General features: G+C 65.4%; 10 protein-coding genes. 6 read left to right on the top strand and 4 right to left on the bottom strand.

Translation table 11 applies throughout. The features are described 5' to 3' along the window. Positions 1-58: 58 nt before the first annotated feature. Positions 59-2,503 carry an ABC transporter permease gene (locus tag AC07WS_RS28175; RefSeq protein WP_494732248.1) on the top strand — a complete coding sequence of 815 codons (2,445 nt, stop codon included), beginning with the start codon at positions 59-61 and terminating at the stop codon, positions 2,501-2,503. Between the two features lie 12 nt (positions 2,504-2,515). On the opposite strand, the gene AC07WS_RS28180 is transcribed toward AC07WS_RS28175, so the two are convergent. The 4 genes from AC07WS_RS28180 to prpR all read right to left on the bottom strand — a co-directional run bounded on the left by AC07WS_RS28180 (position 2,516) and on the right by prpR (position 7,045). Further along, positions 2,516-3,244, bottom strand: a complete 729-nt coding sequence (locus AC07WS_RS28180; protein WP_494732249.1) for a LytR/AlgR family response regulator transcription factor — start codon at positions 3,242-3,244, stop codon at positions 2,516-2,518. Then, a complete protein-coding gene (locus AC07WS_RS28185; RefSeq protein WP_494732250.1) occupies positions 3,244-4,284 on the bottom strand; it encodes a sensor histidine kinase in 1,041 nt (346 codons plus the stop codon). The genes AC07WS_RS28180 and AC07WS_RS28185 overlap by 1 nt, the downstream gene beginning before the upstream one ends. Before the next feature lie 7 nt (positions 4,285-4,291). Then, a complete protein-coding gene (locus tag AC07WS_RS28190) occupies positions 4,292-5,194 on the bottom strand; it encodes an alpha/beta fold hydrolase (RefSeq protein ID WP_494732251.1) in 903 nt (300 codons plus the stop codon). A 186-nt stretch (positions 5,195-5,380) separates the two neighbouring features. After that, the gene (gene prpR, locus AC07WS_RS28195; protein ID WP_494732252.1) at positions 5,381-7,045 is read right to left on the bottom strand and encodes a propionate catabolism operon regulatory protein PrpR; all 1,665 of its coding nucleotides are present in this window, start codon (positions 7,043-7,045) and stop codon (positions 5,381-5,383) included. A 153-nt stretch (positions 7,046-7,198) separates the two neighbouring features. Between prpR and prpB the strand changes: the two genes are divergently transcribed. Genes prpB through AC07WS_RS28220 form a run of 5 tightly spaced genes read left to right on the top strand, consistent with a single transcriptional unit; the run spans position 7,199 to position 14,970 of the window. Next, positions 7,199-8,086, top strand: coding sequence for a methylisocitrate lyase (prpB, locus tag AC07WS_RS28200; protein ID WP_117014614.1), 888 nt, complete (start codon positions 7,199-7,201; stop codon positions 8,084-8,086). Positions 8,087-8,107: 21 nt separating this feature from the next. Continuing rightward, positions 8,108-9,253 carry a bifunctional 2-methylcitrate synthase/citrate synthase gene (gene prpC / locus AC07WS_RS28205; RefSeq protein ID WP_161091579.1) on the top strand — a complete coding sequence of 382 codons (1,146 nt, stop codon included), beginning with the start codon at positions 8,108-8,110 and terminating at the stop codon, positions 9,251-9,253. Beyond that, positions 9,253-11,850 carry a Fe/S-dependent 2-methylisocitrate dehydratase AcnD gene (gene acnD / locus AC07WS_RS28210; protein ID WP_494732253.1) on the top strand — a complete coding sequence of 866 codons (2,598 nt, stop codon included), beginning with the start codon at positions 9,253-9,255 and terminating at the stop codon, positions 11,848-11,850. The genes prpC and acnD overlap by 1 nt, the downstream gene beginning before the upstream one ends. A 2-nt stretch (positions 11,851-11,852) precedes the next feature. After that, positions 11,853-13,043 (top strand): 2-methylaconitate cis-trans isomerase PrpF, encoded by a 1,191-nt coding sequence (gene prpF, locus AC07WS_RS28215; protein ID WP_494732254.1) that lies wholly within the window; start codon positions 11,853-11,855, stop codon positions 13,041-13,043. A gap of 25 nt (positions 13,044-13,068) precedes the next feature. Then, on the top strand, positions 13,069-14,970 hold the full coding sequence (locus AC07WS_RS28220; RefSeq protein WP_494732255.1) for a propionate--CoA ligase: 1,902 nt from the start codon (positions 13,069-13,071) through the stop codon (positions 14,968-14,970). Positions 14,971-15,030 lie beyond the last annotated feature (60 nt).

The raw sequence follows: 15,030 nt of genomic DNA on the forward strand, positions 1-15,030 counted from the left end.
CAACCGTGGCATGGATGTTGCAAACGTCAGAGGTTTTCCATACACGGACATTCGAACCATGAAGCTCAGAGATTTTCGCATCGGCTGGCGCGCGCTGATACAGGAGCCGGCGTACACGCTGGCCGTGGTGCTGGGGCTGGGCGTGGGCCTGGCCGCGTGCCTGCTGCTGCTTGGCTTTGTGCGCTACTCGATGGAGTACGACGCGCACCTGCCGGAAGTGGACAGGATCTACGTCGCCAAGCAGCACTTCAATATCGATCCCGCGTCGCCGCTGCATGAGGTGGTGCCGATGCTGCTGCGCGAGCCTGCGCTGAAGACGCCGGGCGTCACCGGCGCCGCGCTCTATATCCCGGCGCGGCCGGAGATCACGCCGCTCACGGTGCGCATCAACCGCGGCATCTTCGCGGTACGCGGCCTGACGGTGATGCCCGGCTTTACCGGGATGCTGGGATTGCGCGCGGTGCATGGCGACCTGGCAAACGCGTTGGACCAGCCTGACCGCTTTGTGGTCACCGAGGCTGCGGCGCTACGCCTGTTCGGCACGACCGATGCGCTGGGCCGCACGATGCTGGCCGAAGGGAATACCGTGCAGGTCGGCGCCGTGGTGCCGACACCGCCGGCCAATACGACGATTCCATTCGAGCTGCTCTTCGGCGTCAATTCGGTGGTGGCGGGGCCGGACATACGGCACGAGATGCTGACCGGCGAACATGGCTGGATGGGCAAGATGCTGATACGCGTGCAGCCTGGCGCCTCGGTGCAAGGCATCGTCGACCGCTTGCAGAAAGTGGTGGACGCCGCGCCCAGCCTGCATCAATACCCGCCGGAGACGCGCGCGCGTCTCGGCACGCGCAAGGCGATAGAGCTGACCATGTCGCCGCTGCGCGACGCCTACTTCGACTACAAGATGCAGAACAGTTTCGTCTCGATGCCGGGCGACCGCGCCAATCCGGTGCTGGTGGCCGGCCTGGCGGCGCTTGCGTTGCTGATCCTGCTCATGGCCGCGATCAACTACGTCAACCTGAGCATGGTGCGCGTGCTGCGGCGCCAGCGCGAGGTGGCGATGCGCAAGGTGCTGGGCGCAGGAGTCGGGCAGCTCATGCTGCTGTTCCTGCTCGAATCGCTGCTGGTGGCGATGACGGCTACCGCGCTTGGCTTGATGCTGGCGTGGCTGGCGTTGCCCGTCTTTTCGGAGCTGGTCAACCGCCAACTGGACGGCATGTTCTCGTTGCGGAATATCGCCGCCGCGTTTGGAATAGGCGGCTTGCTGGGCGTGCTGACGGCGATCTATCCGGCATGGGTGGCGCTGCGCGTGCATCCCACGCAGGTGCTGGCCGGCCGTCCCGATACCGAATCCCGGGGCAGCATGCAATGGCGGCGCGCGCTGACGGTGCTGCAGGTTTCGGTGGCGATGGGTTTCGCCGCCGTGACCATCGCGGTGGCGTGGCAGACCCACTACGCGATGCACGCATCGCCAGGCTTCGATCCGGCGCCGTTTGTCGTGGTCGACATGCCGGAGCGGGTCAAGGACAGCGAGAAGGCGCGGCGCTTTTATTCAACCTTGGCGGCGCAGCCGGGCGTGGCCGGCGTGGCGATTTCGGAAGACCCGGTGGGCAGGCTCGATTGGGTATGGACCCATGAACTGAAGCGCCCCGGCGGCCAGAGCGCGGTGATGGAAATGAAATCGGTCAGCGCAAATTTCTTCGAGCTGTATCGCATAGCGCCGCTGGCAGGGCGTCTGTTCCAGGCCGCGTGGGACAAGGAGGATGACAGGGTGCCGGTGGTATTGAATGCGGTCGCCGCGCGCGAGCTGGGTTTCGCCAGCGACGAAGCGGCGATCGGCCAGATCGTGCTGTTCAAGGGATTCGACAACAAGGTGATCTCCAAGCGCATCGTCGGCATCGCTCCCGATCTGAGATTCCATTCGTTGCGCGATCCGCCGCGCGCGACCGCCTACGAACTGTGGACAGCGGGGACGGTATTAAGCGTGCGCGCCGCAGCCGATCCCGCGCTCGTCGAACGCGCGGTGCAGGCTTTGTGGCCAAGCTTCTTCCCGGATGCGATACCCAAGATCGTTCGCGCCGGCGACGTCCTGGCGCGCAATTACGCGGACGACGCCCGCCTTGCCAAGCTGATGTCCGTCGCCACCGGCATCGCCCTGGCGATCGCCGCCTTCGGCACCTACGTGCTGTCGGCGAACACGGTGCAGCGTCGCGCCAGGGAGATCGTGCTGCGCAAGCTGCACGGCGCGCGCGGCGCGGACATCGGCGTGCTGGTGGTCCGCGAAATCGGCGTGCTGGTGTTGGCGGCGGCGGTGATCGCGTCGCCGCTGGCGGTGGTGGCCATCCGCCGCTACCTCGCTGGCTACGTCGAACACGCGCCGATAGGCTATTGGACGCTGCTGTTTGCGTTGTCGCTGACGCTGGCCATCGCCCTCGTCGCCATTGCCCGCCACACCTGGATCGCCATGCGCATGGCGCCGGCCGAGGTGTTGCGGACGTGAGCCGGAAGTGGTTCAGAGGCTGGCGAGGCTTTTGAACTGGGCGGCGCGGCGGCGGGAGACTTCCACTTCGAGGTCGTCGCGCAGCAGCAGATCGAGGCCGCCGGCGTCGTTGGGCGTGACCTGGTCGACGTAGTCCAGGTTGACGATGTGCCGGCGGCTGGCGCGGAAGAAGCGTTGCGGGTCGAGCCGTTCTTCCAGCTGGTTCAGTGAGCGCAGCATCAGCGGCTTGTGCTGGTCGAAATAGACGCGCGTGTAATTGCCGTCCGATTCGAACAGCCGCACATCCTGCAAGCCGACAAACCAGCATCGCTCGCCGTCCTTGATGAACAGCTTCTTGGCCGCCATCGGCGCCACGGCCGGAACGCCGGCCGCCGCATAGGCCAGCGCGCGGCCATGGCGCAGCGCGCAGCGCTGCAGGGCCGCCGCCATGCGCGCCGCCTGGATCGGCTTTTGTAGATAATCCAGCGCGTTGACTTCGAACGCCTGCAGCGCATACTGGTCGAACGCCGTCGTGAAGATCACCTCCGGCGCTTCCTCCAGCGCGGCCAGCATATCGAAGCCGCTACCGCCCGGCATCTGCACGTCCAGGAACACCAGGTCCGGCTTGAGCGCGGCGATCTGCTGGATGCCGTCGGCCGCGTTGACCGCCTCGCCGATGATTTCCACTTCAGGATGCGCCGCCAGCAAACGGCGCAGTTCCGCGCGCGCCAGGCGCTCGTCGTCGATCAATAATGCGCGCATCAGGCGGCCTCCGGTAAAGTCATCGTGGCGCGCACCCAGCCACTGTTTTCAGTCAGATCCAGGCTGGCGTTGGCACCCAATGCCAGCGCCAGGCGTTTGCGGGTATTCACCAACCCCACCTTGGTGGAATTGGCAAACGGCAGAATCGCGCCAAGGTTGGCGATTTCGATGTGGATCTTGCCGTCGTCCATGCGCTGCGCGCGGATGCGGATCTCGCTGCCGGTGGGGCTGGCCTCCACGCCGTACTTGACGGCGTTCTCCACCAGCGTCTGCAAGGCCATCGGCGGAATGCGCACCTGCTCCAGACCCAGGCCGATTTCCACGCTGACCCGCATGCGTTCCTCGAAGCGGATTTTTTCAATTGCCAGATAGGCCTGCACGGCCTCGATTTCCGCCGCCAACGGCACCGTATCGTGCTGGCCCGATTGCAGCGCGTAGCGCATCACGCTCGCCAGCTGGTCGATCATCAGCGCGGCCGAATCCTGGTCCTCGTAAATCAGCGCACGCACGCTGTTCATGCTGTTGAAGAAAAAATGCGGGTTGACCTGCGCCTGCAAGGCGCGCAGCTCGGCGTCCTTGGCGCTGATCTCCAGCCGCAGCGCCTCCTGCTCGAAACGATTGGCGCGGCGCAGCGACAGCACCGCCATGTAGAAGGTGTTCCACACCAGGTAAACTCCCCACCAGAACATCAACGCGCCCGGCACCCAGGCCACGCCATGTACTTCGCCGAAAGGTTTGACGACCAGGTAACCGACCGTCTGCACGCCGGTATGGATGGTCCCCAGGATCAGGATCGCAACCATCATCGGCTTCCAGCCGATGCGCACACCGTTCTGGATCTGGCGCTTGAGCAGCCGGTGCCAGGTGTCCGAAATCACGAGGCCGGCCGCCACACCCCAGAACGAAATGGCGATCATGCGCCCGGTATGGGCGTCGCCCGGCGTCATGGCGATCAGCAGCAGCGGCAGGAACAGCCAGCCGGCCAGCTGGAACAGCCAGTACCAGTTCAGGCGCGCGAGCAGTGGACGGTCGTTGGTCATGATGGATTTACTTTAAAAAGTTATCGATGCGATCATACATCCAAGCCGGATCGTCGTACATGATGAAGTGGCGGGCAGTGTCGGCCAGTTCCACTTTGACGTTGGGCAGCTGTTGGTACTGGCTCTTGTACATCTGCTCGAACATCGGCTTGGTGCCGTAGTCCTTGTAGGCGATCCATGCGCCCAGCACCAGCGTCGGCGCCTTGATGCGGCTGACTTCGGAGCGAAGATCCTCGCTCATCATCTCGGTCATGGCGTTGATGACGGTGGCGTGATCGGACAGCTTGCCCCAGCCGATGGCGCGATCGATGTCTTCCTGCTTGGTGATCATGGAGCGCAGGGATTTCAGCTGGTTGGCGCGGTAAGACTCCGTATCCATGGACTCCATGCGGGCGCGCATGCCAACCGCCATTTCCTTCATCTGCGCGCTGGTAATGCTGGGCATCTGGACGGCGGCCAGCGCCGGCAGCGTATCCACGATGATCAGGCGGCCCACCTGGTCCGGATGGTCGGCGGCCAGCTTCATGCCGAGGAAGCCGCCCAGGCTATGGCCGATGACGATGGGGTGGTCGAATTTATTGGCGGCGATGTAGTCGCTCAGTTGCTGTTCCACGGCCGGCAGCAGCGGGCCTTCGATGGCGGGAACGCCGGCGAATCCGGCCAGCGTGACGACGTGGCACTGGCGGCTGCCGCAATAGCGGGCGACGGTGCCGTCCCACACTTCGCCGGAGGAGGCCAGGCCGGGAATCAGGATCACGGGAGCGCCGCTGCCGGTGACTTCCACCTTGAAGGCCGGATGCGCCGATGCTGCGGAGGCGCCTGCGCCGGCGGCGAGGGCCGGTGCGGCGGCGTAAGCCAGCGCCAGGCTGGCGGCAATGGTGGCGATACGTTTGATGAACGAGCGTGGCATGCTGACCTCCGTTGTTGTGATTAAGTGAGGCCATGCTATCGAAGCGCCGCCACGCCGGCGACGAATACTGGATGAGCGGTTTTTTGCAGGGATGAGCGGTAGCCGGCCAGTACCGCCTGCGGCGTTCGCGCAGCGGCAGGCGGGCGCCGGACGTCCGGCGCCGGCACATGGCCCCACGCGGCTCTTCTATTCGCCGGCTTCGGCGCGCAGCTTGCGCCAGAGCGTGGTGCGGCTGATGCCGAGGTAGTCGGCGGCGGCGTCGCGCCGGCCGCCGAAGCGGGCCAGCACGGCGGTCGCGCTTTCGGCGGAAGACCGTGCGGCCGGCAAGGCGAGCGGCAGGGCGCCGCTGGCGTTGGCTGGGCCGGCGCCAGTGGAGAGCAGGGCCGCGCGATTCGCCAACTCCGGCGCCACGCTCAGCACGAAGCCCGGCGTCAGCGCCTGCAACGGCTCGGCGGCGAGGAACAGCGCCAGGCGCTCGGTCAGGTTGCGCAGCTCGCGCACATTGCCCGGCCAGTCGTAGTGCTGCAGCAGCGGCGCGCAAGTGGCCATCTCCGCGTGCAGGTTGGGATGCGGCCGCGCGCCCAGCGACGCCAGCGCGTTCTTGAGCGACCATTCGGCCAGCGTCATCACGTCCTCCTGCCGCGCGCGCAGCGGCGGTATCGTCAGCCGCAGCACCGCCAGCCGGTAGAACAGATCGGCGCGGAAGCGGCCTTCGCGCACGCGCTGTTCGAGGTCGCAGTGGGTGGCGCTGATGATGCGCACGTTGACGGCGATAGGCCGCGTGCCGCCCACGCGCACCACTTCCCGCTCCTCCAGCACCCGCAGCAAACGGGTTTGCAGCGTGAGCGGCATTTCGCCTATCTCGTCGAGGAACAGCGTGCCGCGGTTGGCCGCCTCGAACAGGCCCGCGTGGCCGCCGCGCCGCGCGCCGGTGAAGGCGCCTTCCTCGTGGCCGAACAGTTCCGACTCCAGCAGCGATTCCGCGATGGCGCCGCAATTGACGGCGACGAAGGGCCGGTTCTGGCCCAGTGTGCGCGGGCTCTCGCGGTGGATGGCCTGCGCCACCAGCTCCTTGCCGCAGCCGGTTTCGGCCTGTATCAGCACCGTGGCCGGGGACTTCGCATACAGCACCACCGACTGGCGCAGCGCTTCCATCGCGCTGGAGTCGCCACGCAGGTCGTTGATGCCATGCTTGGCGCGCAGCGTGTCCGCCACCACCGCGCCGCGCGTGCGGCTGCGGTTCGATTCGAGCTGCGCCAGGCGCGCCATTTCCAGCGCATCGTCGAAGGCATGGCGGATCGAGGCGGCGGAGTAGACGAATACGCCGGTCAGTCCCGCTTCCTCGGCCAGGTCGGTAATCAGGCCCGCACCGACGATGGCCTTGATGCCGGCCGCCTTCAGATCGTTGATCTGCGCGCGCGCGTCTTCCTCGGTGGCGTAGGTGCGTTGTTCGACGTCGAAGCCGAAGGTGTTGGCGAATTCGGCCAGCTCCGGCAGACGCTCCTGGTAGGTGACGATGCCGATGCGATCCGAGATGCGGCGCGCCCGCGCCAGCGCCTGCATCACGTCGAAGCCGCTGAATTTGGCGATCACCACCGGCACCGACAGCCGGCCTTTCAGATACGCGGCGTTGGAGCCGGCGGCGATGACGGCGTCGCAACGCTCGGTGGCCATGCGTTCGCGGATGTGGCGCGCCGCCTCGTCGAAGCCCAGGTTGATCGGCTCGATGGTCGCCAGGTCGTCGTATTCCAGCGTGATGTCGCGGAACAGGTCGGCCAGGCGCGAGACGGACACCGTCCAGATGACCGGTTTGTCGTTGGCGTCGAAGGGCAGGGGCGTGGAATGGCGCATGTTTCAATTGTAGTTCATCCGTTTCGATGTTTCAAATTGAAACGACGTTGAAACAGTTGAAATACGTAAGTTATTGATTTATAAGGATGGGCGGTCTGGCACGTCCCTTGCACTACCTACCACAACTTCACTGCAACATTGAAAGGTCACAACATGAGTCAGTACTCCGCAGGCGCCGCGTTCCGCAAAGCCGTACAAGAAGAGTCCCCCTTGCAGGTGGTCGGCGCGATCAACGCCAACCACGCCCTGTTGGCCAAGCGCGCCGGTTTCAAGGCGATCTACCTGTCCGGTGGCGGCGTGGCGGCGGGTTCGCTCGGCCTGCCGGACCTGGGCATCTCAAACCTGGACGACGTGCTGACCGACGTGCGCCGCATCACCGACGTGTGCGACCTGCCGCTGCTGGTCGACGTCGACACCGGCTTCGGCGCCTCCGCCTTCAACGTGGCGCGCACCGTCAAGTCGATGATCAAGTTCGGCGCCGCCGCCATGCACATCGAAGACCAGGTCGGCGCCAAGCGCTGCGGCCACCGTCCGGGCAAGGAGATCGTCACCAAGCAGGAGATGGTCGACCGCATCGCCGCCGCCGTCGATGCGCGCACCGATGAGAACTTCGTCATCATGGCCCGCACCGACGCGCTGGCCGTCGAAGGCCTGGACGCCGCCATCGAGCGCGCCGTCGCCTGCGTCGAAGCCGGCGCCGACATGATCTTCCCCGAGGCGATGATCAGCCTCGATATGTACAAAAAATTCGCCGCCGCCGTCAAAGTGCCGGTGCTGGCCAACATCACCGAATTCGGCTCGACGCCGCTGTTCACCGTGGATGAATTGCGTGGAGCCGACGTGGGCCTGGTGCTGTATCCGCTGTCCGCTTTCCGCGCCATGAACAAGGCCGCGGAAAACGTCTACGGCGCGATCCGCCGCGACGGCACCCAGCAGAACGTGGTCGACACCATGCAAACCCGCGCCGAACTGTATGAACGCATCAACTACCACAGCTTCGAGCAAAAGCTCGACGCACTGTTCGCCGCACAGAAAAAGTAATCGATTCGAGGAGACCCTGAAATGACCGAAGCCACCTTCAAACCAAAAAAATCCGTCGCCCTGTCCGGCGTCACCGCAGGTAACACCGCACTGTGCTCCGTCGGCAAAACCGGCAACGACCTGCACTACCGCGGCTACGACATCCTCGACGTCGCCAACACCTGCGAGTTCGAAGAAATCGCCTACCTGCTGGTCCACGGCAAATTGCCGACCAGCGCCGAACTGAAAGGCTACAAAGCCAAACTGCGTTCGCTGCGCGGCCTGCCGGCATCGCTGAAAGCCGCACTGGAAGCACTGCCCGCATCGGCGCACCCGATGGACGTGATGCGCACCGGCGTCTCGGTGCTCGGCTGCACGCTGCCGGAAAAGGACGACCACAACGTCCCCGGCGCGCGCGACATCGCCGACCGCCTGATGGCTTCCTTCGGCTCGATGCTGCTGTACTGGTACCACTTCAGCCACAACGGCAAGCGCATCGACGTGGAGACCGACGACGACTCCATCGGCGGCCACTTCCTGCACCTGCTGCACGGCGAGAAGCCATCCGACAGCTGGGTGCAGGCGATGCACACCTCGCTGATCCTGTACGCGGAACACGAGTTCAACGCCTCCACCTTCACCAGCCGCGTCATCGCCGGCACGGGTTCGGACATCCACTCCGCCATCACCGGCGCGATCGGCGCGCTGCGCGGCCCTAAACACGGCGGCGCCAACGAATTCGCCTTTGAGATCCAGAAGCGCTACGAAAACGCCGACGAAGCGGAAGCGGACATCCGCAACCGCGTCGCCAACAAGGAAGTGGTGATCGGCTTCGGCCATCCGGTGTACACCATCTCCGATCCGCGCAACGTCGTCATCAAGGAAGTGGCGCGCAAGCTGTCGCAGGAAGCCGGTTCGATGAAGATGTTCGATATCGCCGAGCGCCTGGAAACCGTCATGTGGGACATCAAGAAGATGTTCCCGAACCTGGACTGGTTCTCGGCCGTGTCCTACCACATGATGGGCGTGCCGACCGCGATGTTCACGCCGCTGTTCGTCATCTCGCGCACGTCCGGCTGGGCCGCGCACATCATCGAACAGCGCATCGACAACAAGATCATTCGTCCAAGCGCGAACTACGTCGGTCCTGAGGACCTGAAATTTGTGCCGATCAAGGACCGTAAATAATGAACACCCAATTCCGCAAACCCCTGCCGGGCACCAAGCTCGATTACTTCGACGCGCGCGCCGCAGTCGACGCGATCCAGCCGGGCGCCTGGGCCAAGCTGCCATACACCTCGCGTGTGCTGGCCGAGAACCTGGTGCGCCGCTGCGATCCGGCCACGCTCAACGCCTCGCTGTCGCAGCTGATCGAGCGCAAGCGCGACCTGGACTTTCCATGGTTCCCAGCCCGCGTGGTGTGCCACGACATCCTCGGCCAGACCGCGCTGGTCGACCTGGCCGGCCTGCGCGACGCCATCGCGCTGCAAGGCGGCGATCCCGCGCTGGTCAACCCGGTGGTGCCGACCCAGCTGGTGGTCGACCACTCGCTGGCCGTCGAATGCGGCGGCTTCGACCCCGACGCCTTCGACAAGAACCGCGCCATCGAGGACCGCCGCAACGAGGACCGCTTCGATTTCATCAACTGGACCAAGAAGGCGTTCAAGAACGTCGACGTGATCCCGCCGGGTAACGGCATCCTGCACCAGATTAACCTGGAGCGCATGTCGCCGGTGATTCAGGCGGTGGACGGCGTGGCCTTCCCTGACACGCTGGTCGGCACCGACTCGCACACGCCGATGGTCGATGCGCTGGGCGTGATCGCCATCGGCGTCGGCGGGCTGGAAGCGGAGAGCGTGATGCTGGGCCGCGCATCATGGATGCGGCTGCCGGACATCATCGGCGTCGAACTGACGGGCAAGCCGCAAGCCGGCATCACCGCCACCGACACCGTGCTGGCGCTGACCGAATTCCTGCGCAAGCAGAAGGTCGTATCGTCCTACCTGGAGTTCTTCGGCGAGGGCGCATCGCACCTGACGCTGGGCGACCGCGCCACCATCTCCAACATGGCGCCGGAATACGGCTCCACCGCCGCGATGTTCTACATCGACGAGCAGACCATCAAGTACCTCAAGCTGACCGGCCGCGATGATGAACTGGTCCAGCTGGTGGAGACCTACGCCAAAGAGACCGGCCTGTGGGGCGAGGCCCTGAAGACCGCCGAGTACGAGCGCGTGCTGAAGTTCGACCTGTCGTCGGTGGTGCGCACCATCGCCGGCCCGTCGAACCCGCACAACCGCGTGCCGACCTCCGAGCTGGCCGCGCGCGGCATCAGCGGTGTGGTGGAGAACGAGCCAGGCCTGATGCCTGACGGCGCGGTGATCATCGCCGCCATCACCAGCTGCACCAACACCAACAACCCGCGCAACATGATCGCCGCCGGCCTGCTGGCCCGCAACGCCAACGCGCGCGGCCTGACCCGCAAGCCATGGGTGAAAAGTTCGCTGGCGCCCGGCTCCAAGACCGTGACGCTGTACTTGGAGGAAGCGGGCCTGATGCCGGAGCTGGAGCAGTTGGGCTTCGGCGTGGTCGCTTACGCCTGCACCACCTGCAACGGCATGTCCGGCGCGCTCGATCCGGCGATCCAGAAGGAAGTGATCGACCGCGACCTGTACGCCACCGCCGTATTGTCGGGCAACCGCAACTTCGACGGCCGCATCCACCCATACGCCAAGCAGGCCTTCCTGGCTTCGCCGCCACTGGTGGTGGCCTACGCCATCGCGGGTACGATCCGCTTCGACATCGAGAAGGACGTACTGGGTATCGACAGCAACGGCCAGCCGGTCACGCTGAAGGACATCTGGCCAACCGACGAAGAGATCGATGCGCTGGTCGCGTCCAGCGTCAAGCCGGCGCAGTACAACAAGGTCTACATCCCGATGTTCGCCAAGCAGGAAGACGACGGCGTGAAAGTGAAGCCGTTGTACGACTGGCGTCCGCAGACCACCTACATCCGCCGTCCGCCGTACTGGGAAGGCGCGCTGGCCGGTGCGCGTCCGCTGAAGGGCATGCTGCCGCTGGCGGTCCTGGGCGACAACATCACCACCGACCACCTGTCGCCGTCGAACGCGATCATGTTGAACAGCGCGGCCGGCGAGTACCTGGCGAAAATGGGCCTGCCGGAAGAGGACTTCAATTCCTACGCCACCCACCGTGGCGACCACCTGACCGCGCAACGCGCCACCTTCGCCAATCCGACGCTGAAGAACGAGATGGTGCGCGACGCCGACGGCAAGGTCAAAGCCGGTTCGCTGGCGCGCGTGGAGCCGGAAGGCAAAGTCACCCGCATGTGGGAAGCCATCGAGACCTACATGGAACGCAAGCAGCCGCTGATCGTGATCGCCGGCGCCGACTACGGCCAGGGCTCGTCGCGCGACTGGGCGGCCAAGGGCGTGCGCCTGGCGGGCGTGGAAGCCATCGTGGCCGAAGGCTTCGAGCGCATCCACCGTACCAACCTGGTTGGCATGGGCGTGCTGCCGCTGGAGTTCCAGCCGGGCGTGAACCGTTTGACGCTGGCGCTGGACGGCACCGAAAGCTACGACGTGATCGGCGAGCGCACCCCGCGTTCGACGTTGACGCTGGTGGTCAACCGCCGCAACGGCGAGCGCGTCGAAGTGCCGGTGATCTGCCGCCTCGATACGGCGGAAGAGGTGTCGATCTACGAAGCGGGCGGCGTGCTGCAGCGCTTCGCCCAGGACTTCCTTGAATCCGTGAAGGCTGCATGATCATGGCTCATCAACCGCAAATCAAGATCCCCGCCACGTATATGCGTGGCGGCACCAGCAAGGGCGTGTTCTTCCGGCTGCAGGATCTGCCGGAAGCCGCGCAGCAACCCGGCGCCGCGCGCGACGCCTTGCTGCTGCGCGTGATCGGCAGCCCGGACCCCTACGGCAAACAGATCGACGGCATGGGCGGAGCCACCTCCAGCACCAGCAAGACGGTGATCCTGGCCAAGAGCGCCAAGCCGGATCACGACGTCGACTATCTGTTCGGCCAGGTCTCCATCGACAAGGCCTTCGTCGACTGGAGCGGCAATTGCGGCAACCTGTCCGCCGCCGTCGGCGCCTTTGCCATCAGCGGCGGCCTGGTGGACGCTGCCCGCGTTCCGCGCGACGGCATGGCGGTGGTGCGCGTATGGCAGGCCAACATCGGCAAGACCATCATCGCCCACGTACCGATGACCAACGGCGAAGTGCAGGAAACCGGCGACTTTGAACTCGACGGCGTCACCTTCCCGGCGGCCGAAGTGCAGCTGGAATTCATGGACCCTGCGGCGGAAGAGGAGGGCGCTGGCGGCTCGATGTTCCCGACCGGTCAATTGGTGGACGAGCTGGAAGTGCCTGGCGTCGGCACCATGAAGGCGACCATGATCAACGCCGGCATCCCGACCATCTTCGTCAACGCGGAAGACATCGGCTACCTCGGCACCGAACTGCAGGACGCGATCAACAGCGATCCCAAGGCGCTGGCGCGGTTCGAGCTGATACGCGCCCACGGCGCGCTGCGCATGGGCCTCATCAAGCATATCGACGACGCGGCAACGCGCCAGCACACGCCCAAGGTGGCCTTCGTCGCCAAGCCGGCGCCGTACACCTCGTCCAGCGGCAAGCAGGTCGCCGCCACCGACGTGGACCTGCTGGTGCGCGCCATGTCGATGGGTAAGCTGCACCACGCGATGATGGGCACGGCCGCCGTGGCCATCGGCACCGCCGCTGCGATACCGGGCACGCTGGTGAACCTGGCGGCGGGCGGCGGCGCGCGCGAGGCGGTGCGCTTCGGCCATCCGTCCGGCACCTTGCGGGTCGGGGCGCAGGCGACCCAGAAAAATGGAGAGTGGAGCGTAACAAAAGCGGTCATGAGCCGCAGCGCCCGCGTGCTGATGGAAGGCTGGGTACGAGTCCCCGGCGATACGTTCTAAGCGACACACACATAACGGAGGAGACATGAATTACGCTGATTTCTATCGGCGCTCTATCGTCACGCCTGAACAATTCTGGCAGGACGAAGCAGCGCTCATCGACTGGAACGCCCCATGCACCAAGGTGCTGGATTATTCCCATCCTCCGTTCGCGAAGTGGTTCGTCGGCGGGCAGACCAACCTGTGTCACAACGCGGTGGACCGATGGTGCGCCACGCAGGGCGACCGCGCCGCGCTGATCGCCATCTCCACCGAAACCAACACGGAGCGCAGCTACTCGTTCAACGAACTGCGCACCGAAGTCGAACGCACCGCCGCGATGATGCAGTCGCTGGGCGTCGGCCGTGGCGACCGGGTGCTGATCTACATGCCGATGATCGCCGAGGCGGCGTTCGCGATGCTGGCCTGCGCCCGCATCGGCGCCATCCACTCGGTGGTGTTCGGCGGGTTCGCCGCCAACAGCCTGGCCAGCCGCATCGACGACGCCAAGCCGGTGCTGATCGTCTCCGCCGACGCGGGCTCGCGCAACGGCAAGGCCATCCCCTACAAGTACCTGCTGGACGAGGCGATCACGCTGTCGACCGCCAAGCCGGCCAAGGTGCTGCTGGTGAACCGCAAGCTGGCGCCGATGGAACTGGTGGCCGGCCGCGACAAGGACTGGGCCGACCTGCGCGCCGCCCACATGGATGCGCGCGTGCCCGTGACCTGGCTGGAATCGAACGAGCCGTCGTACATCCTCTACACCTCCGGCACCACCGGCAAGCCGAAAGGCGTGCAGCGCGACGTCGGCGGCTACGCGGTGGCGCTGGCGTCGTCAATGAAGTACAACTTCTGCGGCAACGCCGGCGAGACCTTCTTCGCCACCTCCGACATAGGCTGGGTGGTCGGCCACTCCTACATCGTCTACGGCCCGCTGATCGCCGGCATGGCGACCATCATGTACGAGGGACTGCCGATCTGCCCGGACGCCGGCATCTGGTGGAGCATCGTCGAGAAGTACAAGGTCACGCGCATGTTCTCGGCGCCGACGGCCATCCGCGTGCTGCGCAAGCAGCCGCCGGAGTTCATGCGCAAGTACGACCTGTCGTCGCTGCGCGCGCTGTACCTGGCCGGCGAGCCGCTGGACGAGACCACGTCGCAATGGATACACGACGAGCTGGGCGTGCCCATCATCGACAACTACTGGCAGACCGAAACCGGCTGGCCCATCCTGTCGATCGCCAAGGGCGTCGAGGATCTGCCGACGCGCCTGGGCAGCCCCGGCGTGGCGATGTACGGCTACAAGGTCAAGCTGCTCAACGAATCCACCGGCGAGGAATGCGCCGCCAACGAGAAGGGCGTGGTGGTGATCGACGGCCCGCTGCCGCCAGGCTGCATGCAGACCGTGTACGGCGACGACCAGCGCTTCGTCGACACCTACTGGTCCACCTTCGATGGCCAGCAGGTCTACTCGACCTTCGACTGGGGCGTGCGCGACGCCGACGGCTACTACTTCATCCTCGGCCGCACCGACGATGTGATCAACGTCGCCGGCCATCGTCTCGGCACGCGCGAGATCGAGGAGTCCATCTCCAGCCACGCCAACGTCTCCGAGGTGGCGGTGGTGGGCGTGGAGGACAAGCTCAAAGGCCAGGTGGCGGTTGCCTTCGTCATCGTCAAGGACGCCACGCGCACCGCCGACGACGAGGGCCGCGCCGCGCTGGAGCGGGAGATACTCGGCGTGGTCGATCACCAGTTGGGCGCGGTGGCGCGGCCGTCGCGCGTGTACTTCGTGCCGCAGCTGCCCAAGACCCGTTCCGGCAAACTGCTGCGCCGTTCGATCCAGGCCATCTGCGAAGGCCGCAATCCGGGCGACCTGACGGCGATTGAAGATCCGGCTTCGCTGCAGCAGATACAACGCGCACTGTATGGCGATGTGAAAAAGTAGTTGTGCGCGTAAGGGGGCGGTAAGCATGGCGGTTTATTGTGGAGTCAAGCTCGAAAAGAA

This window comes from Duganella sp. GW821-FHT01E12 (assembly GCF_059422325.1).